The organism is Herpetosiphon gulosus (genome assembly GCF_039545135.1).
In the GTDB taxonomy this organism is placed as follows: Bacteria; Chloroflexota; Chloroflexia; order Chloroflexales; family Herpetosiphonaceae; genus Herpetosiphon; species Herpetosiphon gulosus.
The window spans coordinates 52,832-76,820 of record NZ_BAABRU010000011.1 but is presented as its reverse complement, the minus strand read 5'-3'; the positions used below and the strand labels follow the sequence as shown (position 1 = coordinate 76,820).

The following is a 23,989-nucleotide window of genomic DNA, read 5'->3' as shown; positions in this document are numbered from 1 at the left end:
GTTAACTAGAAGGAAGCAACTTCCTCAGGCGAATTATTCGCCACAACGATACAATGATGAATTGTTTTGAGCAAATTGTGCACCGCCAGCATTGCCATTTGTGGGCGCTGCTTGGCTATTTTGATTAGCAGTTGGCATTTGGCCATTTGGCAGATCAAAGCCCACTTGACTGCTCGGTGCATCGGTGACTACCCTACAGTTTTGCTGGATCCACGTTTGCACCGTTGAACTACCACCACGGCTACCACCGCCCATACCGCCAGTCATGATGTAGCGTAATTTGCCGTCGGCCACCAACTGCGCAATATCATCGGCATCAACCACCGGATCACTGCCAGAAAAACCGCCCATCATCAAAACAGGTCGTCCAGTTTCGATCACCAACGACGAACCCATCATCGAGCTTGGTACGGCGAGCATATAGTAGGTGTCGCTAGTGCGCTCTTGCAGATAGGTCGCTAAGGCGCTGGTGCTGCTGCTATCTGAGCGGTTGCGATTACTGCCAAAGCCAGTCGCAAAACCATTGGCATTGGCGGTTGGAGCAGCGGCGCTGGGCAAGGTGCTATTCATTTGCTCCATGGCCGAGGTTTTGTAGGCCCATTCACTCGGAATGAGCAGAATCGCGGCAATGCCAACCGCCGTTGCTGCCACCCGCCACGAGGTGCGAAACGCCAAGCCAATCGCCACCAACGCCAAACCAATTGCAATCGCCGGAATGAGCCAACCGCTGACGCTGGGCTGAGCGGCGATCACCTGCACCACCAAGGCGGCTGCAACCAAACCAATGAGCCATAAACCAACGATCTTGCTGGTGCTACGTCGCCAAACCGTGATGCCAATTGCCAGTGTTCCCGCAATCGCCGGCGCAATCGTAGCACTGTAGTAGCCATGCGAAAAGCCCGCAAAACTCAGCACCACAAAAGCCGTAATCAACCAACCCGCCCAAGCCCAAACATCGGCATCAGGCCAACGGCTTTGCTTGATGTAATAGGTAGCTAAGCCAACCACGGCCAAGAGTGCCGCTCCCAGCAACCAGCCAATATTGGTATTCATCGGTGAGCTGAACATGCGCAATAAGCCCGATTCGCCACTATCCATGCCTGGGCCACCGCCGCCAAATTGACCACGCATGCCTGCGTCGGTCATACCATTTGGTGGAGTTTGGGCATTGCCATTGGGAATGGCAGGCATTTGAGCATTGCCATCGGTTGCATTGGAGCGCTGGCGATCATCAGTTGGAGCACCTGCGCCGCCCATGCCTTGGCCTTCGCGTCCAGTCAAGCGCTCAACTCCGTTATAGCCCAAAATCAAGTTGACAACTGAGTTGGTGTCGCTGCTGCCGATGTAGGGCCGTTCGCTGGCTGGAACCAGATCAACCGCAATTGCCCACGAAAAGCTGACCGTTAACAGCACAAGGGTGGTCAAGCCAAGTTGCCAAATCTTGCGCCACCAGCCAGTTTTGGCCGCAAAAAAGTACATCGCATAAAAGGCGGGCAAGGGTAAAAAGGCCTGCAGCATTTTGATATTAAAGCCGAGACCAACCACTGCGCCAGCCAACAACAAATATTTAGTGCTGGTGCGCTCGGTCGCCACCAAAAACAAGGCCATCGCCCCAACCAAGGTCACAATCAACAACGCATCAAGATTATTGGTGCGTTCAACGGCAATGCTAATTGGGCTGATCGCCTGAATCGCTGCCGCCAATAAGCCTGCCGACCGTCCCCAGCGCCGCGCCACAATCCAATAGAGCAAACCAATTGTGGCTAAGCCAGCCAAAACCTGCGGCAGCACTACCACTGTGCCACTGACCCCAAACAACTTGCCAAAAATCGCTTGAATCCATAAACCCAAGGCTGGCTTGTCGATTGTGACCGAGCCACCAGGCTCAGCCGCCGCAAAGAAGAAATTATGCCACGATTGAGTCATGGCGACGGTAGCAGCGGTGTAGTAGGTATTGCCCTCGGCCACAGCATCGAAATTATGCAAACGCAACCAGCCAGCAAACAGCAAAATTAGGCTCAACAGCACTAAGGCTTGACTACGAGTTAATTGGGCAATGCGCCATGCCAATGGGCGGCGCAGATTGCTCGTTGTGGTTGATGCACTCATGCGACCACCTCATGTTCAAGATTAAATGTCCAAATGCGATTCAAACTAAAATTCCAGGCAAAACCAACCATCGTCGCCACTCCCTTGGCCAGCACATAGCCATGGCTCTGCCAAAGATCGTTGAGTGGAGCTTCAGTTACGGCTACGATTAAGGTATTGATCACCAAGGCGCTTAGGCTAATCGCGCCAAAGCGTAAAAACTGTGGCAACCAGTCAGGATTGTTGCTGGCAAACGTCCAACGGCGATTCCACCAAAAGTTATTGATGATGCCGACGCTGTAGGAAACGATGTTGGCCAGAATTGTGGCCCAACCCAGCATTTTGAGCATACTCAGCACTAGCACATCGACCAAGGTTCCGCTGAGGCCCACTAGGGCAAAACGCCACCAACGTTGTTGATTTTCAGCCATTGAAATAGTCATGGAAACGTCCTCCGACCGTGGTTTTATAACGACTGCCAAATAGCCATGACGTACCGCTTCGATCTTCGTTGATGTCGCTTGCGCAAACGTGAGCGTAAATAGCACAGCGCAATTGGTACCCAACTGGCTTAATCTAATTTAAAGTGTGGCGGGCTTGGTTGTGCGACGCTCACGATTGAGCACACGATAAAGTTGCAATAATTCACGAAAGGCGCGAATAATCACGCTCAATTTGGCTCCGGTTGGGTTGCCTGCGACCCGTGGGCGATGGCCAACAATCGCCACTTCGGCAATCTGAAAGCCTGCACGTTTGGCTCGCACCAATAATTCGGCGCTAAAGGTCGCCCCACGTGATTGCACTTGTTGACGCAATATATCGATCACCCGTTGATCAAGCATTTTGAAGGCACAATCGATGTCGCGAGCGGTGTAGCCAAACAACAGCGTCACCAAATGGCTCCAGCCCCAACCATTCAAGCGCCGTAAAAATGGATCGCGGCGCGGTGCACGATAGCCCACCACCAAGGGCGCATGATGCCGCCGCGCTACTAATTTTTCTAATTCAGCCAAATCAAATTGACGATCAGCATCGCAGAAAAAGACCAATTTGCCAGTGGCGTTGGTTAGGCCTGTCCAAACTGCAGCACCATAGCCTTGATTCATTTCGTGGTTGATTAAATGCACCTGCTGATGGCGGGTTGCCACATCGCGCACAACACTGGCAGTGTGATCGTGGCTACCATCATTGACCACCACAATCTCGCCGTTCAGGCCAAGGCTATTGAGCACTTGAATGGCATCGAGAATGCTAGCTTCAATATTTTCGGCCTCGTTATAGGCCGGAAAAACAATCGAAAGATCGGGCTGCGAATCCATTGGCGAACCTCCTAAACACACGAGCGATTGATGGTCGGTGCTTGTCATAGCACTAGAATGTTTGCTTAGATTTACTATCGGCTAGCCGTGTGAAAAAATCGTGAATAAACATCGCTAAATTTGTGTAGAAGCTGGGGTAAACTTAATACTGTTTCAACTTGGCAATAGGAGTGGTGTGTTATGATCGATTTTGGGCCGTTGAAGGAAGGTAAACAAACGTTAGGCGAGCTTGGGGCCAGCTTGAGCAAGCAAGATCTATGGGATGCAACCGATGAGATGATCGGCGACTTGCTCGGTTTATTAACTGATGCGGTTGATGCAGATATCGTTTTCGTGCCATCCGATCCCAAGGCTAATGATCCTGGGGCTTCTGAGGAAGAAAAAGCTATGGCTTGGACATTTGGCCATTTGATTTGTCATGTGACTTCGAGCAACGAAGAGGCCGCCTTGACCGCCTTGGCCATGGCTTCGGGCATTTTGCCCAATGAACGGTTGCGCTATGAAACCCCATGGCGAGATTTACAAACCCTTGAGCAAGCCCGTCAACGCCTTGAAGAAAGCCGCCGGATGTGCCTGAGCATGCTCGATGCCTGGCCCGACCAACCCCACCTCGAAATTAGCAAAGTGTTGTACGAAGCCTGGGGGCCGCTGAACGCCCATGGTCGCTACTTCCTTGGGTTGAAGCATTTAAATGATCATGTTGAGCAATTTCACGAAGTAATGCGCCAAGCCAAAGCCGCCCGTAGCTAAGTATTACCCTCGCCCCTTGCCTTTCAAGGGTCGGTTTTTAACCAATCATTGGCGAAAACCGTCCTGCCTTTATGGCGGAAAACGCAGGGGGCTTTAATTCCTCTAAACCCCCTCAAATCCCATAAGCACTGATTTCAGAAACTGAGATTGTGGCTCGCTCCATTGCGTTGCTGCTAGTATGCCTTTGTGCTCTCCACAGTTTCGGCAAACCAACATAACAACCTCGAGCCAATCATCAAGCTCAATTTGGAACGCGCTTTGGAATTGCCAAGTGTGATGATAAGAGTAGCTAGATACAGCATATGGTTGATCGAATTGGAACGCCCATGCCGTAAGGCGAAACCGCTGAGCAGCATCACCCACGGATGCGCTCGGTTGCCCGATTAGACCAGTACCTAGCCCAACGACAAGCCAGTTAGCCAATTTGGAACCGAATTGGAACAAAGCTGGAACATGCTTGGAACCATAAGGAGGGTGCGATGTCGATTGTGCTTGATCAACTGACCAAACGCTATGAACATCATGCGGTGGTTAATCGGGTGGCGCTACAAATTCACGATGGTGAGTTTTTTGTGCTGCTAGGGCCGAGTGGTAGCGGCAAAAGCACGATTTTGCGCATGATCGCGGGCTTGGCTCCGGTCGATACAGGCCGGATTGTGCTACATGGTCGTGATGTAACTGATTTGAACCCTCAAGCCCGTGATGTGGGCTTTGTTTTTCAAAATTATGCGTTGTTTGAACATATGACCGTGGACGAGAACGTTGAGTTTGCTTTGCGGATTCGCAAGGTTGAGCGCAAGCAACGCACTGAACGCCGCGATCAATTATTGGATTTGGTTGGTTTAGCTGGCTTGGGCAAGCGTTTGCCGCGCCAACTTTCGGGCGGCCAACAACAACGGGTCGCTTTAGCCCGCGCCTTGGCTCATAATCCGGCAGTGTTATTGCTCGACGAGCCGTTTGGGGCACTCGATGCCAAAATTCGCACCGATTTACGGCGTAATTTGCGCAGCATTCAACGTGAATTAGGCATTACCACAATTTTTGTGACCCACGATCAAGAAGAAGCCTTTGAATTGGCCGATCGTTTAGGCGTGATGAATATGGGGCGTTTGCTCGAAGTTGGCACGCCGAATGAGCTGTATCAACGCCCGCAAACCGAGTTTGTTGCGACCTTCCTTGGCAGCGCCAACGTGTTGCTTGGCCAGTGCAACGATATTGGGGTGCAAGTTGGTTCGATGACCTTTCCGCTGCAAACCTCCAGTACTGCCGAGCATCATCCTGCTGTGCAGGTGGTTATTCGGCCTGAAGACGTGGTTTTGGCCCGAACCGAGGCCGCTTTGCGTTGCCCAGCTTTAGGTCAGGCTACGGTCGAAACCCAAACCTTTGTGGGAGCATTTGAACGAATTCGCCTACGATTGCCAGCCCTGCCCGATGTGCATTCGATTGCGCCAGTGCGGCCATTCGGTGAGCATGCCATTTTGATCGATGCCCTGCGCAACCCCGACAAAGCCCATAATTTGCCAATTCAGAGTGGCGACCAATTATGGATTGGCGTGCGGCGGTTGCATGCGCTCAGCCAACGGGGCCTGAATGTGCTGATGCTTGCCGATAGCCAGCCTGTGGCTGAAACTGCTTTGAATATTGGCGGTAATTTGGCTCGCCTCGCCCATGCGCGGGCGACGGTGGTTGCACGTGATGGCAGCGAAGCAAGCTTGCGTGCCCGAATTCAAGCGGTGCGCGAACAACTTGGGGCGGGCTTGCCGCATCTGCAAACCCGTTTATCGACCGCCAGTTTGATTGAAACTGTGCGCAAGGAAACCGAACACGAGCCATGCGATATTGTGGTTTTGGGCACTGAAGCCCGCAACGCTGAGCGCGATGCAACCCAACTTCTGAGCGTGGCCCAACAACATGTATTGCTCGTGCCACCAAGCGCCAAACCCTGTAACAAAGCTTTAATTTGTGTCAGCGATGGCGAACCAAGCAAAGAAGATGTAGCCTTTGCTGGGCGTTTGTTGGGTTCGGTTGGAGCCAGTGCCACTTTAGTTTCGGTGGCAACCCATAGCAACGATATTGAACGCCTAGAGCGCTTTTTACAAACCAGTGCGGCCAGCTTACGCCGCCATGAAGTTGTGACCGAAACCAAAATGCTGGTTGGCAATGTAGCCCAAACCATCAACGCCGAGATCAAATGCGGGGGCTATGATCTGGTGATTGTGGGTGCGCCGCTGGGAGCCTACAGCAGCAACTACGACCTTGGCAGTGTGGTTGGCCCATTGTTGAGCCAAATCAGCGTGCCAGTGTTAATTATTCGTTCAAGTTATCTTCAGCCAATGCCTGAACGGCTGGCTTTGAATGTTTTGGAGACAGTGGCATGAAACGCTTGCATTTCAGTTTATTGAGCTTGTTATTGGTCGGATTATTGGCTGCTTGTGGCGAGGCCAGCCAAACTACCACCAGCAATGCCACGGTTACCACCATCACCTTGGGCGCGTACACCACGCCACGCGAAGCCTATGCCAAGCTGATTCCGCTGTTCCAAGCAAAATGGAAGACCGATACTGGCGGTGAAGTCAAATTTGAAGAATCATATCAAGGCTCAGGTGCCCAATCACGGGCAATCGTCGAAGGCTTCGAGGCCGATATTGCCGCGCTTTCACTCGAAGCTGATATTAATCGCATCACCAATGCAGGCCTGATCACCCACGATTGGAAAGCTGGCACGCACTCAGGTATGGTCAGTACCTCGATTGTGGTGTTCGCGGTGCGCGAAGGCAATCCCAAAGGCATTCAAGATTGGGCTGATTTGGCTAAGCCTGGTGTCCAAATTTTAACTCCTGACCCGCGCACCAGCGGCGGCGCACAATGGAATATTTTGGCGTTGTATGGGGCGGCCAAACGTGGCCAGATTACGGGAGTGCCCGCCAACGACGATGCTGCGGCTCAAGCTTTTTTGGCTAGTGTGCTCAAAAATGTCGTGGTATTTGATAAAGGTGCGCGTGAAAGTATCACCAACTTTGAAAAAGGGGTTGGCGATGTGGCAATCACCTATGAAAACGAAATTTTGGTTGGCCAAAAAGGCGGTCAAACCTATCAAATGGTTATTCCAACGTCAACCATTTTGATCGAAAACCCGATTGCCTTGATCGATAAATCAGTTGAAAAACATGGCAATCGCCAAGCAGTCGAAGCTTTTATCGCCTTCTTACATAGTCGTGAAGCGCAAGAAGTCTTTGCTGAATTTGGCTTGCGCTCGGTCGATGCCGATGTTGCCAAAGCCACTGCTGAGCGCTATCCCGCCATCAACGATCTATTTACAATCAACGAATTTGGTGGTTGGAGCAAAGCCACGCCTGAATACTTTGGCGATGATGGTGTGTATGCCAAAGTGTTAGCACAGGTGCAACAATGACAACCCAAACAATTGAACGCACGGCCCCACGTTTACCGTGGGGCCGTTGGAGTATCCGTGGCGCTGCCTTAACCTATTTGGCAGTGTTTTTGGTATTGCCGTTAATTGTGGTAGTCGTCGATGGGTTGGGCGCTGGCATTGCATCAATCACCAGCGTGGTTAGCTCGCCAATTGCTCGTCACGCAATTTGGCTGACGATTTGGACTGGCCTCGTGATGTCGTTGATCAATGCAGTCATGGGCTTACTAACAGCATTTGTCTTGGTGCGCTATGAATTTCTTGGTAAAACCTTGTTGAATGCAGTCGTTGATTTGCCGTTTGCCATTCCCACCTTGGTAACAGGCGTGATGCTGGTGATTTTGTATGGACCACAAGCAGCGATTGGTGGCTGGATCAATCAACAGTTGGGTTGGCAAGTGATTTTTGCGCCCTCAGGCATCATTTTGGCCTTGCTGTTTACCTCATTTCCATTTGTGGTGCGCTCGGTTCAACCAGTCTTGATCAACCTTGATCGTTCAAGCGAAGAGGCAGCCGCGACGCTTGGTGCACCTGCGTGGCAAATTTTTTGGCGCGTGACCTTGCCAGCCTTATTACCAGCCTTGGTTTCGGGCACATTGCTGAGTTTTGCGCGGGCCATTGGCGAATTTGGCGCGATTGTCGTGGTTGCTGGCAATATTCCGCTACGCTCGCAAACTGCCGCTGTTTATGTTTATGGCGAAATTGAATCGGGCAGTCAACGTGATGCCAGCGCCATGTCGTTGGTGATGTTGGCAATTGCCCTCGGCACAATGAGCTTTGTCGATTGGCTCAGTCGGCGGCGGGAGGTGCAAGCATGAACTGGCGCAAATGGCTGTTGATCAGCATTGTCGTAGGCTATATGGGCATTTTGATCATCGCCCCGCTGGGTGCAATTGTGTTTGGTGCGTTTCGCGAAGGTGCTCCGGCGGTGCTAGAGGCCTTGCAACACCCACATGTGTTACGCTCGTTTGGCCTCACCCTGATCATCTGTTTGATAGTGGTGGCGATTCACGGCATCTTTGGTACGCTGGTGGCTTGGGTACTAGTGCGACATCAATTTGTCGGCAAGGCCTTGGTTAATCGGTTGCTCGATTTGCCATTTGCTATGTCGCCAGTGATCGTCGGCTTCACCCTGATTGTGTTGTTTGGGCGCAACGGGGTGCTCAAGCCGCTGACCGAGGCATTTGATTGGCAGATTGCCTTTGCTTTGCCGGGCATGATTTTGGCAACCTTGTTTGTAACCTTGCCGTTTATGGTGCGCGAGTTGATGCCAGTACTAGAAGCATTTGGGCGCAAGCAGGAAGAAGCCGCCGCAACCTTAGGTGCAAGTGGTTGGCAAACCTTTCGCTTAGTCACATTTCCAGCCTTGCGTTGGGCCTTTTTATATGGTTTAGGCCTGACCTGTGCTCGCGCTTTGGGCGAATTTGGGGCAGTGCTGGTGATCAGCGGCGGGATTCAAGGACGCACTGAAACTGCCACAGTCTATATCTTTCGGGCACTCGATGACCGTCAGTATGCCGGAGCCTATAGTGCAGCCTTGCTACTTGGGGCAATCTCATTAGTGTTAGTATTAGTCATCGATGTGTTTCATCGGCGTTCGCAAAAAAGTGTAGAACATAGAGCATAGAGCATAGATGTAATGGTTCATTGGGTTGACAACGCATCGCATGCCCTCACCCCCTTGCCCCCTCTCCCGCACGCGAGGCGAGGGGGAACCGCTCCAGGAGTGCTCCCCTCGCCCGCCGCCGTGGGCGAGGGGCTGGGGGTGAGGGGGCATTAACGGTTGTTAACTTCAAAACCATTACACATAGAGCATAGAACATAAGTGGGACTGAGTGATCAGTTAATGATCACTCAGTCCCACTTATGAAGCAAAAAAACATCCTTCGCGTTCTTCGCGTCCTTCGTGGTTTCGGCCTTCGTGCTCTTCGCGGCCATTGTGGATAATTTTCGATGCAGTTACGGCCTAAAATTCGCTTACCAACGCTGCTAATCGGCGTAAATTTGGCAGTGTTGATCATTGCCATCGTAGGCATTGCTACGGTGGCAATTGGTTTGTTATTGGAATTAGGCGATGATCAAGGCTTAGCACGGGTACGCCAAGGGGTGGCGATCGCCCAAAACGATGTGCAGCGCTCGGGCAACGAGGTATTAACCACCGCCCAACTGCTAGCCGAACGCCCAACCCTCGCTCGCTTACTGCAAACCAATGATCAACGTGCCTTAGCTGATTTTTTGGGCCAATTTCAAGCCACCAGCGATCTTGCAGGTTGTGCAATTTATCAAGATGGGCAGTTATTGATTGCGGTTGGCACTGAAATTCCAGCCATGCCTACGCTCGATAATCGCGCATTATTGCTTGATGGAGCTTTGTTGGGTTTAGCTGCGCGTGTGCCACTCTCCACCGATCCCAATATGATCGTTGCGGTCTGGATTGAGCTTGATCAGCAGTATCAAACTGAGTTATCAAATATTTTGAGTTTACCTGTGGCGATTGTGCCACAGCAACGCTTACAAACCCCCAGCGATCCCTTGACCGAAACCCAGGCCGCTGCTTTGACCAACAATACCATCACCGACAGCTACCTGCGCGAACAACATCACTACATCGCTAGTGCCCCATTATTGGCTAGCACCGGCCAGCCAATTGGCGTGGTCAGCGTAACCTTGCCTGATACCCAAATTCGTAATTCGGCCCAGCGGCTTAGCGAAGTGCTACTGACGATTGCCTTGGTTGGCGGACTTTTGGCATTTGGATTAAATTTGTTGGTTGGGCGCTATGTTGGCTGGCCATTGCGGCGTTTGACCATGGCCGCCGCTCAAATTGGGCGAGGCGACTTAACCACGCCAGTTGCCCCAGCCAAAGGCGTTGAAGTGGGCATGCTGGCGGGCACACTTGAAGATATGCGCCAGCGTTTGCGTGGCCTGACCGCCGATTTACAACGCCAACAAGCCGAGGCCAACGCGATTTTGGCTGGCATCGTCGAAGGCGTATTCACGGTTGATCGCGATCGGCGAATTCGCTATTTGAATCAACAAGCCGCCAGTATGCTTGGCATCACGACCGAGCAGGCGCTTGGCCGCTTTTGTGGCGACGTATTGCAACCGCAATTGATCGATGGCCTGCGTCCCTGCGAACAGGCTTGTCCAATTATCCATGCGCGATTTCGCGGCCAAGCTCAAGCAACCGAACATTTACAATTGCTTGATGGTCGTCGCCGCACAGTGATTATTACCAGCGCTGGCGATGCTGAGCAAAACCATGTGCAAGTGATGCGCGATGAAACCGATATTGAAACCTCGCGGCGCTTGCGTGACACGATTTTGGCCACGATCTCGCATGAATTTCGCACCCCGCTATCAGCCCAATTAGCCTCATTGGAATTGTTGCTTGATCAATTGCCGCAACTTTCGACCGCCCAGATTCGCCAATTAATCGTATCATTACAGCGCGGAGCCTTGCGATTAACCTATTTGATCGATAATTTATTGGAAAGTGCTCGCATCGAAGCGGGCCAATTGACGATTCGGCGCAGCGAAATTGCGCTTGATGGCGTGGTTGAGGCCGCCGTCGAATTGATGTTGCCCTTGATCGAACAGCGCCGTCAACAAATCGAGGTTGATTTGCCCTACCCGCTGCCGAATGTTGCTGGCGATGCCACCCGATTAACTCAAGTATTTGTTAATTTGTTGGCTAATGCTAGCAAATTCTCGCCGCCCGATACCACGATTGCGATTGGTGGCGAAGTAACCGCTGAGCATCTGCTAATGTGGGTCGAGGATGAAGGGCCGGGCATGCCGCCATCGCCCAGCGAATCGCCGTTTCGCTTGTTTGTGCGCGGGCGCAACGAGCCAGAGCAAAGCGGTGCAGGTTTGGGCTTGTGGATCGTTCAATCAATTATTGAGCGCCACAATGGCCGAATTCATGTGCCAGCCCGTAGCCTTGGCACGCGGATTGTGATTGAATTACCCAGAGGAACTGATGAAGATTTTAGTCGTTGATGATGATGCTGAGTTACGCGGATTAATTGGCTTTGCCTTGAGCCAAGCAGGCTATGCCGTGATACAAGCGGCTGATGGCACTCAAGCATTAACCCAATTTGCTGCTGAACAACCTGAATTAGTGATTCTCGATGTCAATATGCCTGGTTTGGATGGCTTTGAAGTTTGTCGGCGCATCCGTGCCCAATCGCCAGTGCCGGTCATGCTGCTGACTGTGCGCAACAGCGAAGATGATCTAATTCGCGGCTTGGATGGTGGCGCTGATGATTATCTCAACAAGCCATTTAGCCCGCGCACCCTGACGGCGCGAGTGAGAGCCCTGCTGCGACGCGTCGGCGGCGAACGGCCTACACCCTTGCAACAAGGCGATTTAATGCTCGATACCGAGCGCCAAAGCGTTAGTCGCGAGGGCTTGGGCTTTGTCGCCTTGACCAATCGTGAATATCGTTTGCTGCAATATTTACTGGCCAATGCTGGGCGGGTTGTCAGCAACGAGCAAGTCACAATCCACGTTTGGGGTCATCATGGCATTGGCGATCGCACCTTATTGAAACAATTGGTGCATCGTTTACGCCAAAAAATTGAGCCAAACCCCGCCGAACCGCAATATTTGGTGACGATCCCCAGCGTTGGCTATATATTGCAGCCCAACGGCGCAAACTAGAGCTGCATCAAAACCCAGCCAACCAACGTACAAACTGCGACTATTTGGGAGAGAACGATGAAACGTAGCCATACACTAATGTACGCTTCGGTCATGCTTGCTGGCGTGGGAATGAGCTTTGAGCGCTTGCTTAACCTTTTCAATAGCAGATCACTTGAGACAACCTTATTTGGGGTTGCTATGCTTGCTTGGAGTTTATGGGTTACGAGTCATATCGGCTACTACTGGCTTTTCATGCGCCAATTTATGACTACAACAACCAAACCACGTCCAACCCTTGCGCTATTTAACGCTTGGCTCAACCCCACCCAGCAACGGGTTTTGACTGTATTACAGGCTAGTTCGGTTGGATTTGGTGGGTTGTGGTTATTGGCTAAGTGGTTGCTCTAAAATAACCGCAGCACTTTTGGAGAGAACGATGAAATATTTAAAGCACATTTTATTTGGCTTGGTTGGATTTTTTGGCATAACTTTAGCGCTGACCAGTAGTTCATTTTGGCAAAGCGGCGAGTTAACTGCTGGCCTGAGAATGCTAATTGATAGTTTACCAGGCGTGATGTTGATGGTTGCCAGCTATGTGCATGCCCGCTATCACCCGCACTATCGCCAAGATCGCCAGCCAATCAAGCAAACTGGTGGGCTGTGGCCCGATTGGATTCCCGATCATGCCTTTAAAGTTTTGGCAGGATTGGCGTTAGTGCAAGGCTTGTTAATTATAAGTCTATCCATTATCAGTTAAATGCTATGGATTCTCCACCCTTCCGTCCCTCCAGCGGGAAACGCAGGGGGAATTAAAGCCCTTACGAGGATAGATTTTTAAGCATAAATCTCCGTTCCCTCACCCCAACCCCGCTCCCACGGCGGCGAGCGAGGGGCGTTCCACGCGTCATGGTAGACTGCTTCCCCCTCGCCTCGCGGGCGGGAGAGGGGGAAGCTTACAAGGGTAGGTTTTAAGATCCCTCACCCCAACCCCGCTCCCACGGCGGCGAGCGAGGGGCGTTCCAATCGTTATGCTGGAGCGGTTCCCCCTCGCTCGCGGGCGGGAGAGGGGCTAGGGGGTAAGGGCATGCCAATTGACGGCGAATTCCAGCGTTTAGCCCTAGCTTTACGGTTATTACAACGTTTCTAAAACCCGAATGACCTCATTTTGGTCGGGCTGTTGGCCGGGGTTAGTTACCGAAACATGGCGAATGATGCCAGCTTTATCAATCACAAAAACTGCCCGATTGGTAAAGCCTTCGGGTCGCAACACGCCATAGGCCTCGGAAACATGGCGCTGATAATCGCTCAGCAATTGATATTCTAGCCCGAGTTGGTCGGAAAAGGCTTTATGCGACCACTTGCTATCGGTGCTAATGCCAAAAATCTCGGTATCACGTTGATCAAACTCAGGCTTGCGAGCTTGATAACTAGGCAATTGCAGCGAACAAACAGGGCTAAAATCTAATGGATAAAACAACAAAACAACGTTTTTTTGGCCCTGGAAGCTGGCCAAGTGTACATCGCCTTCAGTACCCGTTAATGTCCAATCGGGGGCTTGATCGCCCACTTTGAGGGTGGTACTATCCACGTGCAGCGCTCCTTAAAATGGCACACTCTAAGGCTTACATTATACTGCGCATTGGAGTCAGGTGAGAGGAATTATGACAAGTCAATACCATAACCTTACTGAATTGCAATCCAAATTTCGGCCTGATCAGGCTGGGCAAAATCATAGTATTCAAAATCGGCGGTATAGCTACGTTGATGTAGCTGAGGTTGGCTAAAATACTCCCAAATTTGCATCCACATGCCAATCACATCGCTGGGTTGGGTAATTGTGGCCTGCCAACGGAGATAGCGCTGAGCTGGAATTGTAACCCGACTTAAGCCATCAGCAAGGGGTTGATCGCTACTCACAGCATGGCCGACGATCAGATCATATTCGCCTTGATGATCGCTGGCATAGTTGGTATACACCCCATAGCGGCTAGTTAAATCGGCGTTAGTGAGCTGTTGGCTAATGTTTTCGCCAAAAAAACGCTGATAGAGTGGCCCAATCAAGCCTGTGCGCGGATCAGCCTCAGTCTGATTAGTGGTGCGTGTTGCCAAGCCTGCAATGATTAAACCAGCCCGTTCGTAAACTTGCATACACATTCCTCATACAAACACAGCAATTGATTATACAAAACGTTTGTGCTATTTTCAAATTAAAAAAACCACGGCTATGCGCTTAGCCTAGCCGTGGTTTTTGGGTTGACCGAGGCTTATTTCTCGGTCACAGCCTTTTTCAAGTTGCTACCAGCCGAGAATGCTGGGGCGCGGGTAGCAGGAATTTCCAATGGCTCGCGGGTTTTGGGGTTGAAGCCAGTACGAGCTTGGCGTTCGCGGACTTCAAACGTCCCAAAGCCAGTCAAGACGACCCGATCGCCAGCAGCCAACGCTTCGGTGATGCTTTCGAGCAAGGCGTTAACTGCTTTGCCAGCTTGGGCTTGGCTCAAACCTGATTTTTCCGCAATGGCCTTGATCAAATCCGATTGATGCATTTGGAGTTACTCCTTACACTACCTGTCTTCACCAGAATTGAAAGACAGCCGCATGGCTTTAGTATCCTCGTAATACCACAAGCATTCGCGATATCACCTACCTTATATCACCCGTGCCAAGAATGCAAGTAGTTTTTTGGCTCAGGGAGTAGGTTTTTGCCCTTATAAAAAGCAAATGCAGTGCCATGAGCACTGCATTTGGGCCATTCATTAAGCTTCTTTAGAAATTCGTGTTCCAAATTGGCCAGGTTTGGGTTGATGCACTCCAATTCCAAATCGTCCATTCGTTGCGGCTCTTCCAACTGCCATTCCATTTGCGCAATTGATACCAGAGGAAAATGCGCACTGCCAGCGGTTGAACCGAGATGTTCAGGCCTAAGTTGCCGTGGAATCCATTGGTAATGTGATAGGTCGCGCTGGCCTTGGCTTCGAGCGAAGTCTTGAGGAAGTCGGCGTTGATGCCTACCCCACCACGAGCGATAAAGATGGTGACTGCGGCGGTTGCGCTAGCCGAAGCCCAAACCGTTGGTGTAATCGAAACATTGGCGCTGGCTGAGATTGGCACATCACAGGCGGTTGCGACAATCTTCCAAGGAATTGAGATGCTGCCACTGGCTGACAAGCCCAACTGAATCGGAATCGGGCCAACCATAAAGGTTTTGGTTACCGAGAAGAAGGTGATGGTCGTTTGATACAGGTTGCCAGTGCGTTGGACACCACAAGCGATGCGTTCTTTGATTGGGGTAAAGACGTTGTTACCCAAGACTTTGACATAGGCTTCAAAGTAGCGATACTTGGTGCCATTTTCGGTTTGAACATATGAGGTAGCTTTGGCTTCGGCCAGGCTGTAGCTCCACGACCAGGCATGGGCTTTGGCTTCACCGTGGGCGAGGGCGGTAATATCTGGGCCATCGCTCAAGTACAAGCGCGCTTTCAATTCGCCCTTGAGGTCGCCACCACCAACAAATTTTTGCCAGTTCCAATCGAAGGCGTTCAAGCTTGGCACATCGCCATTGGCGTAGAGCAATTCGCGAGCAGTGTGGCGAGCAACAGCGCTGGTTTCGCTGGTGTAGGCTTGCAGCAACAAGGCTTCAGTTTCATCTGCTGGGAACTTACGCAAGGCATCAATCGCCGAGGTGCGCACAATTTCGTTGCTATGGCCAAGGTAGCCACTGATGACGCTCAGGTCGGTCGCTGGGCCAGCATTGCCCAAGGCTCGCAAGGCTAAGTCGCGGTCAAGGTCAGTTGTGGCTTTGGCGAGCTTGGTTTCGATAATTTGGCTGAGTTCTTGCGCCAATTGTGGTTGTTTGGCTTGGATATTATTGGCAATTGCACCCAAAACCAGCAAGGCTTGCTTGGCATCGCTGCCATTGGCTTGCACCAAGTTGCGCACAGCAGTGATAGTTTCAGCACTTGGTTCGGCAACCACCGTCAAAGCGGTTAAGGCTTGGGTACGGGTGGTTTGATTCAGGCTTTGATTACCAACAAAGTGCTTGACGATCAAGGCTTGAGCTTTGCTATCAACCACGCCGGTCAATGCACCGATGATGCCTTCGTGCAAGGCTGGGTTGGTACGACCCTTGCTCAAATGTTGATCAAGTTGGGCCAAAGCGCCATCAACCGTGTTCAAGGTTGCGCGAAGGCGGGTCACACCGTTGGGGTCGCCAGGTGCAGCCGCAAGGTCTTTCAAGGCCGTCGCCAAATCGGCAGCCGCCAAACCACGGTCAGCATCAGCCTTATTGCTAGTTACACTGGCGACAATATCGGCTGATTTGTATTCTTTGCCTTCGATTGAGCGAATCATGTTGGTAATTGATTTGGTGCTGGCCTTGCCTTCGAATGATTGTGGCTCTAAGAAACCAGGAATCGTGCCTTCATAGCGAATTGAATCGTCAGAATCAGCCCCTGATTGGATACCATAGCCTGAGCCTTCATAGTTATTCAAGCTATTTTCGGTGCTGAAGCCGCTGCGAATCCGTTGGGTTGTCGTATTTTTGAGCAAGATTCCCGCTCGCAAATCGTAGACTGCCACACTGGTGCTTTCAATTTTGGTTGCTTCAGCGTTGGCGATTGAACGATCAGCGAAGCTCTTGTAGGATTTTTCGGTGCGTTTTTTGGTAATTTCAACCGTTTGAGCATCAATCATGCGGCTGGTGTAATCGGCAGTATATGCCCCTGAAACATCGCTTTCGCCAATGCTATAGGGTTGCAAGCACTGAATTTGGGTAGGATCTGAGCACTCGCCGATTGGATTTGGATCATAGAAGAAATACATTTGCAATTGTGAAAGCGCTGCTCGCTTGATATTTTGCACATCTTCAGTATCAGCGCTATCGAAATACAGGCCATAAACCGTGCCATTGCGATCTTGTTGGAAGTAGAATGGTCGGGCTAATTCAGCATCAGTAGTACGGCCAATCACTTCAGGATCAGTGACCTGCTGCCAGCCAGCCTCAGTTTTGTTGTACATAACTGGTCGGACAACTTGGGCACGTAGGTAAGCGCTGTAGCTATCGTAGGCATAGCGTTCAACTTGTAAATAGCCTTGGAGATTGAAGCTGTTGCTATCGTTGCGAATGCCGCTGCTTTGTTCTTGGGTGGTTGAAACCGTATCGACTAAGGTTGACCAGTAATATTGGTAGATATCGTTTGATGGATAGTAATAGTTTTCGCCTGGCACGGTTGCAGGCAATTCGCTTGCAGGTGTCGCTTGCTTGCTTTTACTTTGAGCAGCAACATTGCTTGGAATCAGTACCAACTGGACGGTCAAGGCGGTCAGTAGGATCAGCGAAAACAATCGAACCAGACGTGGATGAGCCATGGTTTCCTCCAAATGGGTATCAATAATCGGTGGTGGTTTTTCGAAGTAGGAGTTTGTTGTCTGGCTCTATTTCACCATATTCAATGAATCCACACTAGTTCTTAAGCGATCCTTAAAGCGATATACAACCGATACAGCTAGCTATATCACTAGCCAGAATAAAGTATTTGCAAATGTGCCATTGCTAAAATATCGGTTTCCATTGGGCTTAAAATCGCCGTATAATACGATGTATTGTGCGTCGTAGCGGAGGAATCGATACCAATGACGACGTTTTTGTTAATTCGCCATGCCACCAACGATATGGTTGGCAAAGCCTTGGCTGGCTGGACACCCAACGTCCATCTGAATGCTGAAGGTCAGGCTCAAGCTCAACGCTTGGCTGAACATTTAGCCCAAGCCCCGATTAAAGCGATCTATAGCAGCCCGCTTGAGCGAGCCGTCGAAACCGCCCAACCAATCGCCCAGCAACTTGGCCTCGAAATTCAAATCTTGGCGGGCGTTGGCGAAATTCAGTTTGGAGAGTGGACAGGCCGCACGATTAAAGAATTAGCGGATACGCCAACCTGGGCCAATATTCAGCGCTTTCCATCGGGCACACGCATTCCAGGCGGCGAGACCCTGCGCGAGATGCAAAATCGGGTCGTCGATGCACTCGAAGCCTTGCGCCAACAACACCCCGATGAGTTGATCGCGGTTTTTGCCCATGCTGATGTGGTCAAGGCGATGATCGCGCACTATTTGGGTGTTCATTTAGATTTATTCCAACGAATTATTATCAGCCCAGCCTCAGTAACGATTGTCTCGGTCAACGATAGCGGACCGCATGTGCTATGTGTCAATCACACTGGCGAAATGCCTAGCTTTCCTGAAGCCAAACCTGCTTCAAACGATGCGAACGATCTTACGCCGGAAACTGAACGGCCTGTGGGCTAAACTAAACACTCGCTTGCACTGAATTGAAAGGTTCGGCATGTCAGATTTCGTCTACGATTTACGGCGCGTTAGCCATATTACCGCAGCAGCAGTTGGCCAACCAGGCCAACGCACCTTTTATTTACAAGCTCAAAAAGGTAGCGACCTGGTTTCATTAATCACTGAAAAAGAGCTGGTTCGAGCACTCTGCTTGCGCATTGACGATATTTTGGAAGAGTTGGATAAACGTGGGGTTGCCCGACCTGATGCTTCCGAGGAGCCAACGCCCGCCGAATTGCTGCTGCGCCCACCATTAAATCCTTTCTTCCGCATCGCCCAAATGTCGTTAGCCTACGATCCAACCAGCGATTTGTTGGTCGTTGAGGTTGAAGAATTCCAATTGGCCGCCGATGAGGACGATGAGGAAATCGACCCAATTTTGCAGCAACATGCTGAGGCCGAGGAAAGCAAAAACGATCCACGACGGGTGCGGATTTCGGCAACGCGGGCGCAAATGCAGGCACTCAGTCGCAACGCTATGGACATTATCACCACTGGCGGGCGGCCAATTTGCCCTCAATGTTTGCAGCCAATGGAAGATGAAGGTCATCTCTGCGTCAAGAAAAATGGCCACGGCAATAAAAAAGCCTCGGAAATGTAACAGTAGGGGTCGGGGCTAGGGAACAGGGGTCAGGTTTAAGCAAAGGGAGCAGGGGTCAGACGGATTTGGGTTAGGGGTAGGCCATGGAGGATCAGGGATCATCCTGCCCTCTGACCCCCAACCCCTCGCATTGATTTGGGTTAGGAGCAGACCATGGGGATTAGGCAACTTCCCGATCCCCGACCCCTGCCCTCCGACCCCTCATTTGCCCAACACTGAGGTAGCCCATGAGCGATCACGAATCAGAGCAACCCCAAGCGCTCGAATTGACAACGATCTTGCAAGTGCTGCGCGATGGCCGGATGGAATTGCAGGGATTATTGCCATGGAGCAGTAACTATACGTTTTTGGTTGAAGTGCATGCCGACGATCAGAGTGAGCTGGTGCTTGGGGCAGTCTATAAACCACAGCGTGGCGAAAACCCGCTCTGGGATTTTCCTCAGGGCACATTATACAAACGCGAGGCCGCCGCATTTTTGATTAGCCATGCCTTGGGTTGGCATTTAGTGCCACCAACCGTCACCCGCGAAGGCCCACACGGCGTTGGCTCAGTCCAATTGCTAATTCATGCCGATTACGAACAGCATTTTTTTACCTTGAAAGAAGGCCATGAACGCGAGTTTCAGCGCATGGCCCTGTTCGATATTGTGATCAACAATGCTGATCGCAAGGGGGGCCATGTGCTGGTTGACGATGACCAACGGATTTGGGCAATTGATCATGGCATCTGCTTTCACGATGAATATAAGTTGCGCACCGTCATTTGGGATTGGGTTGGTCAGGCGATAGATGAAGCCGATTTGGCCGATCTCAAGCAACTCGATCAAGATTTAGCGTCAGAAACCAGTCTGACCAACGCACTCAACAACATGCTCTACCCACGTGAAATCAAGGCGATGCGTCAACGAATCAACCGCCTGATCAGTAGCGCCAAATTTCCCGCCTCGTATGGGCAGCGCTCAATTCCATGGCCGCCCGTTTAGACAAGGAAGCCGCATGGATTTACTTGATGCAATTCGTTCGCGCCGCACCACCAACGGCCCATTTGAAGATCGCCCGCTCGACCCGGCCCATGTCCAAACTATTTTGGAGATGGCGGCTTGTGCTCCCTCGCACTTCAATTCGCAGCCCTGGCGTTTCGTTGTGATTCAAGATCAAACGACGCGCATGCAATTAGCCGAAATTGCAGGCGAATCGATGCAAAAATTAATGGCTGGGGGCCGCTTCTGGCAGCGCTATCGCAAATATTTTCGTTTCTCCAAGCAAGAAGTTGATCAACGAGGCGATGGGATTTTGATCGACAATATGCCAGCAATTTTAAAACCATTTGCCAAATATATTTTTACTGAGCGTGGCGGCGAGTTGATGGCCAAATTTCAAGTGCCCAAAGTGCTCGGCAAAGATGCGCGTAAATTGGTCGCTGGCTCGCCTTTGATTTTGGGGATTACGCTTGATAAAAGCGAATACAAACCTGATGATTTATCAGGCATGTACTCGCTACTTTCCTTGGGTGCGGTGATGCAAACAATTTGGCTGACTGCCACATCGTTGGGCATTGGTATGCAGTTTATCTCGACCCCAATGGAAGTTGAGGGGCAATGGGAGAAAATCACCAAACTGTTGCAAATACCCGATGAGCATAGCTTGATGGTGCTGTATCGCTTGGGCTATATTCCGCAGGCCGCCGACCGCCCAACGATCGATTGGACTTCATCGCAGCGCAAACGCACAGCGGCTTTAGCCTATGCCAATCGTTGGGACCAACCGTTTGAGCCAGCAGCCAAGCCCGATTAATTGTAGTTGGGGATACGTTGTAAGCCTTCTTGCAAGGTTGCCGAGGTGCTAATTGAATCCAATTCAAGCCCCAATGAAACCATGGCCTGAGCAACTTCAGGCCGAATCCCGACCAACATGGTTTCAGCACCAAGCAAACGTACTGAGCGCACCACGCTAATAAAGCCTTGGGCAACTTGGCTATCAACCACCACAACCCCGGTAATATCTAGCACCAAATGCTTGATCGACTGACGCTGCACCGCTTGTAAGGCATTCTCTTGCAGGCGGGTCAGGCGTTCGCTATCGAGCGCCCCGATCAATGGCATTACCAAGACTTTGGAAGCGACTGGCAAAACTGGCACGCTCATCTCGCGAATCACTTCACGCTGCTGCTCAATCTCATCAAGCAAGCGCTCTTGGGTGCTAGCCCGATCTTGCAATTTCATGAGAGCGTTTTCAAGGTCGGCAGTACGTTCATGGACTTGGGCTTCCAGCGAGGAGTTTAATTCGACTAATTGTTTGGCATTTTGCTCGATCGTGCGCTGGCCCTCGGAAACCGCATGAAAAGCCCCAACCGTAATTCGGCTATTCACAAAACTAATAATCGAACCAATCATGGTAATCAAGATCGCATGGGTAACCACCCCACCAGTTGTTGCCACTTGATCGGTTGTGGGATAGACAAACGCCAATGTGCCAATAATCACCCAAGCCCCAACGAGAACCGATAAAATTTGCCATGGCCGCAGCACAACCCCGGCAATCAGTACAGGAACCAGTAAATAGGCTAGGGTATAGCTGGTTTCGCCGCGCAACATCATCGGAATCGAGACAATCACGGCGGTCGTGATCACCACAATCCAGCCAGCAAACGTTACTTTGCCACGCCGCGCCAACGGAATGACCACCACCGCCAAGATGAAACCTAAACCTAAGGCAGAAGCTGATGTTAGTGGCCGAGGATTGAACAGCAAGGAAGGAATGGCAATCACAACAATAACGAGGAGCGCACACATCACGCTGATAATAATTTGGCCACGTCGCCGCACATCCTCAAGCGGATGATCAACCTGAGCTAACCACGCAAGTAGTGCTTTCATGAAAAAACCCTTTTTGGCTTAATGGGCTAAAACAACCAGTATTTGCATCGCCGCACATTGGGAGGAATAACAAGTTGCCCTACTATACCCTAGCCTGTGATTGCACGCAAACAGCCAACGGTACTAGGGCTAGCCTACTTTTTCATAGTACTATCGCCTTTTACCAAAATACGGTTGTTGTAGATTGTTAGGAATTATGCTTATAGCCATCGCCCTTAACTGAGCAAGATTTGGTTATCGTTGGCATCAATTGTGGCAATTAAATTAACTGCGCTACAACTAAACCGGCGTGCCGCTGCCGCTAACCAGCGATCATTTGCGTCAATCAAAGCTGCCTGAGCATGTTCGATTAACAACGCCAATTCAAGCGCTCGGCCAAGGGTTAATGCCCAACGCCGCGCCCCCATTTCAGCCAAACTGCGATCAAGGCTGCTTTCAGCAAACCATTGTTCACATCGATCAAGTGCGGTTTGGGCCACCACAATCGCTTGGCTCAGGCTTGGATCATGGGCGTTGCTCAGCCACAGATTAACTTGCTCTCTCAATACGGGCCAAATGCTGGGGTCTTCGCTGATCGCCCGTAGGCTGTCGAGCGCTAAAACATTGGTTGTACCTTCCCAAATCGAAAGCACTTGGGCATCACGCAGCAGGCTCGGCAAGCCGGTATCCTCAACGTAGCCCGCCCCACCAAAACTCTCAATAATCTCGCTGGTATGACTCACCGATTGGCGAGCAGTGGTCAATTTGGTAATAGATGTTAATAATCTTAATAATTGTCGCTGTTGAGGCGTGCTTTGGCCAACTTCATCGAAGCCCAATAATTCGATTAAATAGAAGGTCAGCAGGAATGCGCCAGCATACTCGGCCTGCAAGCCAGCCAAGCTATCGACATGCAGTGGTTTTTGATTGAGCAACGAACCAAAAGCCCAGCGTTTTTGGGCATAATCTTGGGCGAGAGCCATCCCACGCCGCATAAAGCCTACCGCCGAAACGCTGTTCCAGGTGCGGGTAATTTGCAACATCGGCACAATCGAGCGCACGCCATCACCCAAGCCTTGCACCGGAATTGCTGGCGTACCAAGCAGATTCAGTTCAGCCGTTGGCACTTTGCGTGTACCCAATTTATCTTTGAGTCGGTTGACTTCGATCTGATTGAGCCGCCCATGTTGATTGCGGGTTTCGACGTAGAACAAAGCCAAACCACGCCCGCCAGATGGATTGCCCTCAGGTCGCGCTAAGGTCAAGGCCATTTGCGAAGTTGTGGCCGAGCTAAACCACTTGCAACCATATAAACGCCAGCTACCATCCTCGGCTTGGCGGGCGATCGTTTCCGAGCGGCCAACATCTGAGCCACCAGTCGATTCGGTCATCCACTGGCCGCTCGTCCAAAATTGGCTGGGGTCACGGCTGGTTAAATGCGGAATGGCGCGTTCGATCAAGGCCTGATTACCCGCTTGGAGCAAAGTTCGGGCAGCACCGTCGGTCATCGCCAAGGGACAGCTATACACATCGCTCGATGGATGGAAAAGATAGGCTAAGGCAAATTGGCAGGTGCGCGAATATTCATGGAAGGTTTGCTCGTAGGCTGTGGCAATCAGGCCATAGCTGGCGGCGATCTGCTGGGCACGTTGCCAGAGCGGGGTTAGCACAATCTGATCAATCCGTTCGCCCCAGGCATCCCATTGAGTTAATTGCGGCTCGTTCAAACGGTCAGCCAATTGCGACTGATACAATTCGTTACCAGCTAAATCGCCCATTGCCTGCAATGCTGGTTCGATTTGGGCTAGGACATCTGCGGGTAAACGGCGGCGGAGATACAGTTGGAGCAGGCGATCACTGCTATATTGATTGCCAAGCTGTGGGGCTGGTTGATTAAAGGGTGGCATCGTTGCAACTCCCAAATATTAATAAAACCAACGAATGCCTGTATTATAGCGC

22 protein-coding genes are annotated in these 23,989 nt (G+C 51.2%); 13 read left to right on the top strand and 9 right to left on the bottom strand.

Annotated features, from left to right (window positions below):
* Window positions 1-33 precede the first annotated feature (33 nt).
* The 3 genes from ABEB26_RS15775 to ABEB26_RS15765 form a co-directional block, all read right to left on the bottom strand.
* On the bottom strand, window positions 34-2,109 hold the full coding sequence (locus tag ABEB26_RS15775; RefSeq protein ID WP_345723002.1) for a glycosyltransferase family 39 protein: 2,076 nt from the start codon (window positions 2,107-2,109) through the stop codon (window positions 34-36).
* Window positions 2,106-2,531, bottom strand: a complete 426-nt coding sequence (locus tag ABEB26_RS15770) for a GtrA family protein (RefSeq protein ID WP_345723001.1) — start codon at window positions 2,529-2,531, stop codon at window positions 2,106-2,108. Before ABEB26_RS15770 ends, ABEB26_RS15775 begins: the two co-directional genes overlap by 4 nt.
* Before the next feature lie 138 nt (window positions 2,532-2,669).
* Entirely contained in the window at window positions 2,670-3,407 is a 738-nt protein-coding gene (locus ABEB26_RS15765) for a glycosyltransferase family 2 protein (protein WP_345723000.1), read from the bottom strand.
* Between the two features lie 180 nt (window positions 3,408-3,587).
* Between ABEB26_RS15765 and ABEB26_RS15760 the strand changes: the two genes are divergently transcribed.
* The 9 genes from ABEB26_RS15760 to ABEB26_RS15720 all read left to right on the top strand — a co-directional run bounded on the left by ABEB26_RS15760 (window position 3,588) and on the right by ABEB26_RS15720 (window position 12,992).
* Complete coding sequence (locus ABEB26_RS15760) at window positions 3,588-4,157, top strand: DinB family protein (RefSeq protein ID WP_345722998.1); 570 nt, start codon at window positions 3,588-3,590, stop codon at window positions 4,155-4,157.
* Window positions 4,158-4,636: 479 nt separating this feature from the next.
* Window positions 4,637-6,535 (top strand): ATP-binding cassette domain-containing protein, encoded by a 1,899-nt coding sequence (locus tag ABEB26_RS15755; RefSeq protein ID WP_345722997.1) that lies wholly within the window; start codon window positions 4,637-4,639, stop codon window positions 6,533-6,535.
* Complete coding sequence (locus tag ABEB26_RS15750; protein ID WP_345722996.1) at window positions 6,532-7,569, top strand: sulfate ABC transporter substrate-binding protein; 1,038 nt, start codon at window positions 6,532-6,534, stop codon at window positions 7,567-7,569. The genes ABEB26_RS15755 and ABEB26_RS15750 overlap by 4 nt, the downstream gene beginning before the upstream one ends.
* The gene (gene cysT, locus ABEB26_RS15745) at window positions 7,566-8,405 is read left to right on the top strand and encodes a sulfate ABC transporter permease subunit CysT (RefSeq protein ID WP_345722995.1); all 840 of its coding nucleotides are present in this window, start codon (window positions 7,566-7,568) and stop codon (window positions 8,403-8,405) included. Before ABEB26_RS15750 ends, cysT begins: the two co-directional genes overlap by 4 nt.
* Window positions 8,402-9,214 carry a sulfate ABC transporter permease gene (locus tag ABEB26_RS15740; protein WP_345722994.1) on the top strand — a complete coding sequence of 271 codons (813 nt, stop codon included), beginning with the start codon at window positions 8,402-8,404 and terminating at the stop codon, window positions 9,212-9,214. The genes cysT and ABEB26_RS15740 overlap by 4 nt, the downstream gene beginning before the upstream one ends.
* Before the next feature lie 326 nt (window positions 9,215-9,540).
* A complete protein-coding gene (locus tag ABEB26_RS15735) occupies window positions 9,541-11,589 on the top strand; it encodes an ATP-binding protein (protein WP_345722993.1) in 2,049 nt (682 codons plus the stop codon).
* A complete protein-coding gene (locus ABEB26_RS15730) occupies window positions 11,570-12,253 on the top strand; it encodes a response regulator transcription factor (protein WP_345722992.1) in 684 nt (227 codons plus the stop codon). Before ABEB26_RS15735 ends, ABEB26_RS15730 begins: the two co-directional genes overlap by 20 nt.
* 57 nt (window positions 12,254-12,310) lie before the next feature.
* Window positions 12,311-12,643 carry a hypothetical protein gene (locus ABEB26_RS15725; RefSeq protein ID WP_345722991.1) on the top strand — a complete coding sequence of 111 codons (333 nt, stop codon included), beginning with the start codon at window positions 12,311-12,313 and terminating at the stop codon, window positions 12,641-12,643.
* A 28-nt stretch (window positions 12,644-12,671) separates the two neighbouring features.
* On the top strand, window positions 12,672-12,992 hold the full coding sequence (locus ABEB26_RS15720) for a hypothetical protein (protein ID WP_345722990.1): 321 nt from the start codon (window positions 12,672-12,674) through the stop codon (window positions 12,990-12,992).
* Between the two features lie 375 nt (window positions 12,993-13,367).
* Here the strand turns inward: ABEB26_RS15720 and ABEB26_RS15715 are convergent, their stop codons facing one another.
* The 4 genes from ABEB26_RS15715 to ABEB26_RS15700 form a co-directional block, all read right to left on the bottom strand.
* Window positions 13,368-13,823, bottom strand: coding sequence for a redoxin domain-containing protein (locus ABEB26_RS15715; protein WP_345722989.1), 456 nt, complete (start codon window positions 13,821-13,823; stop codon window positions 13,368-13,370).
* Window positions 13,824-13,918: 95 nt separating this feature from the next.
* On the bottom strand, window positions 13,919-14,383 hold the full coding sequence (locus tag ABEB26_RS15710; protein ID WP_345722987.1) for a GyrI-like domain-containing protein: 465 nt from the start codon (window positions 14,381-14,383) through the stop codon (window positions 13,919-13,921).
* 116 nt (window positions 14,384-14,499) lie between these two features.
* Window positions 14,500-14,778 carry an HU family DNA-binding protein gene (locus tag ABEB26_RS15705; RefSeq protein ID WP_012190931.1) on the bottom strand — a complete coding sequence of 93 codons (279 nt, stop codon included), beginning with the start codon at window positions 14,776-14,778 and terminating at the stop codon, window positions 14,500-14,502.
* 220 nt (window positions 14,779-14,998) lie between these two features.
* Window positions 14,999-17,599 (bottom strand): HEAT repeat domain-containing protein, encoded by a 2,601-nt coding sequence (locus ABEB26_RS15700; protein WP_345722986.1) that lies wholly within the window; start codon window positions 17,597-17,599, stop codon window positions 14,999-15,001.
* Between the two features lie 264 nt (window positions 17,600-17,863).
* Between ABEB26_RS15700 and ABEB26_RS15695 the strand changes: the two genes are divergently transcribed.
* From ABEB26_RS15695 to ABEB26_RS15680, 4 genes are all read left to right on the top strand, one after another.
* The gene (locus tag ABEB26_RS15695) at window positions 17,864-18,535 is read left to right on the top strand and encodes an MSMEG_4193 family putative phosphomutase (protein ID WP_345722985.1); all 672 of its coding nucleotides are present in this window, start codon (window positions 17,864-17,866) and stop codon (window positions 18,533-18,535) included.
* Window positions 18,536-18,572: 37 nt separating this feature from the next.
* Window positions 18,573-19,175: a DUF3090 domain-containing protein gene (locus ABEB26_RS15690; RefSeq protein ID WP_345722984.1), complete on the top strand. Its 603-nt coding sequence runs from the start codon at window positions 18,573-18,575 to the stop codon at window positions 19,173-19,175.
* Between the two features lie 227 nt (window positions 19,176-19,402).
* A complete protein-coding gene (locus ABEB26_RS15685) occupies window positions 19,403-20,158 on the top strand; it encodes an SCO1664 family protein (RefSeq protein ID WP_345722983.1) in 756 nt (251 codons plus the stop codon).
* A gap of 13 nt (window positions 20,159-20,171) precedes the next feature.
* Window positions 20,172-20,969: a nitroreductase family protein gene (locus ABEB26_RS15680; protein WP_345722982.1), complete on the top strand. Its 798-nt coding sequence runs from the start codon at window positions 20,172-20,174 to the stop codon at window positions 20,967-20,969.
* Here the strand turns inward: ABEB26_RS15680 and ABEB26_RS15675 are convergent.
* Together ABEB26_RS15675 and ABEB26_RS15670 are read right to left on the bottom strand one after the other, a co-directional pair.
* Window positions 20,966-22,051: an STAS domain-containing protein gene (locus ABEB26_RS15675; protein ID WP_345722981.1), complete on the bottom strand. Its 1,086-nt coding sequence runs from the start codon at window positions 22,049-22,051 to the stop codon at window positions 20,966-20,968. The two genes, ABEB26_RS15680 and ABEB26_RS15675, sit on opposite strands and share 4 nt — an antisense overlap.
* Window positions 22,052-22,266: 215 nt before the next feature.
* Window positions 22,267-23,937 carry an acyl-CoA dehydrogenase family protein gene (locus tag ABEB26_RS15670; protein WP_345722980.1) on the bottom strand — a complete coding sequence of 557 codons (1,671 nt, stop codon included), beginning with the start codon at window positions 23,935-23,937 and terminating at the stop codon, window positions 22,267-22,269.
* Window positions 23,938-23,989: the final 52 nt, after the last annotated feature.

Excerpts from the sequence above, each read along its gene's own strand:
- ABEB26_RS15775 (WP_345723002.1), bottom strand. The coding sequence starts at position 2,109 with ATGAGTGCATCAACCACAACGAGCAATCTGCGCCGCCCATTGGCATGG.
- ABEB26_RS15770 (WP_345723001.1), bottom strand. The coding sequence starts at position 2,531 with ATGACTATTTCAATGGCTGAAAATCAACAACGTTGGTGGCGTTTTGCC.
- ABEB26_RS15765 (WP_345723000.1), bottom strand. The coding sequence starts at position 3,407 with ATGGATTCGCAGCCCGATCTTTCGATTGTTTTTCCGGCCTATAACGAG.
- ABEB26_RS15760 (WP_345722998.1), top strand. The coding sequence starts at position 3,588 with ATGATCGATTTTGGGCCGTTGAAGGAAGGTAAACAAACGTTAGGCGAG.
- ABEB26_RS15755 (WP_345722997.1), top strand. The coding sequence starts at position 4,637 with ATGTCGATTGTGCTTGATCAACTGACCAAACGCTATGAACATCATGCG.
- ABEB26_RS15750 (WP_345722996.1), top strand. The coding sequence starts at position 6,532 with ATGAAACGCTTGCATTTCAGTTTATTGAGCTTGTTATTGGTCGGATTA.
- cysT (WP_345722995.1), top strand. The coding sequence starts at position 7,566 with ATGACAACCCAAACAATTGAACGCACGGCCCCACGTTTACCGTGGGGC.
- ABEB26_RS15740 (WP_345722994.1), top strand. The coding sequence starts at position 8,402 with ATGAACTGGCGCAAATGGCTGTTGATCAGCATTGTCGTAGGCTATATG.
- ABEB26_RS15735 (WP_345722993.1), top strand. The coding sequence starts at position 9,541 with ATGCAGTTACGGCCTAAAATTCGCTTACCAACGCTGCTAATCGGCGTA.
- ABEB26_RS15730 (WP_345722992.1), top strand. The coding sequence starts at position 11,570 with ATGAAGATTTTAGTCGTTGATGATGATGCTGAGTTACGCGGATTAATT.
- ABEB26_RS15725 (WP_345722991.1), top strand. The coding sequence starts at position 12,311 with ATGAAACGTAGCCATACACTAATGTACGCTTCGGTCATGCTTGCTGGC.
- ABEB26_RS15720 (WP_345722990.1), top strand. The coding sequence starts at position 12,672 with ATGAAATATTTAAAGCACATTTTATTTGGCTTGGTTGGATTTTTTGGC.
- ABEB26_RS15710 (WP_345722987.1), bottom strand. The coding sequence starts at position 14,383 with ATGCAAGTTTACGAACGGGCTGGTTTAATCATTGCAGGCTTGGCAACA.
- ABEB26_RS15705 (WP_012190931.1), bottom strand. The coding sequence starts at position 14,778 with ATGCATCAATCGGATTTGATCAAGGCCATTGCGGAAAAATCAGGTTTG.
- ABEB26_RS15700 (WP_345722986.1), bottom strand. The coding sequence starts at position 17,599 with ATGGCTCATCCACGTCTGGTTCGATTGTTTTCGCTGATCCTACTGACC.
- ABEB26_RS15695 (WP_345722985.1), top strand. The coding sequence starts at position 17,864 with ATGACGACGTTTTTGTTAATTCGCCATGCCACCAACGATATGGTTGGC.
- ABEB26_RS15690 (WP_345722984.1), top strand. The coding sequence starts at position 18,573 with ATGTCAGATTTCGTCTACGATTTACGGCGCGTTAGCCATATTACCGCA.
- ABEB26_RS15685 (WP_345722983.1), top strand. The coding sequence starts at position 19,403 with ATGAGCGATCACGAATCAGAGCAACCCCAAGCGCTCGAATTGACAACG.
- ABEB26_RS15680 (WP_345722982.1), top strand. The coding sequence starts at position 20,172 with ATGGATTTACTTGATGCAATTCGTTCGCGCCGCACCACCAACGGCCCA.
- ABEB26_RS15675 (WP_345722981.1), bottom strand. The coding sequence starts at position 22,051 with ATGAAAGCACTACTTGCGTGGTTAGCTCAGGTTGATCATCCGCTTGAG.
- ABEB26_RS15670 (WP_345722980.1), bottom strand. The coding sequence starts at position 23,937 with ATGCCACCCTTTAATCAACCAGCCCCACAGCTTGGCAATCAATATAGC.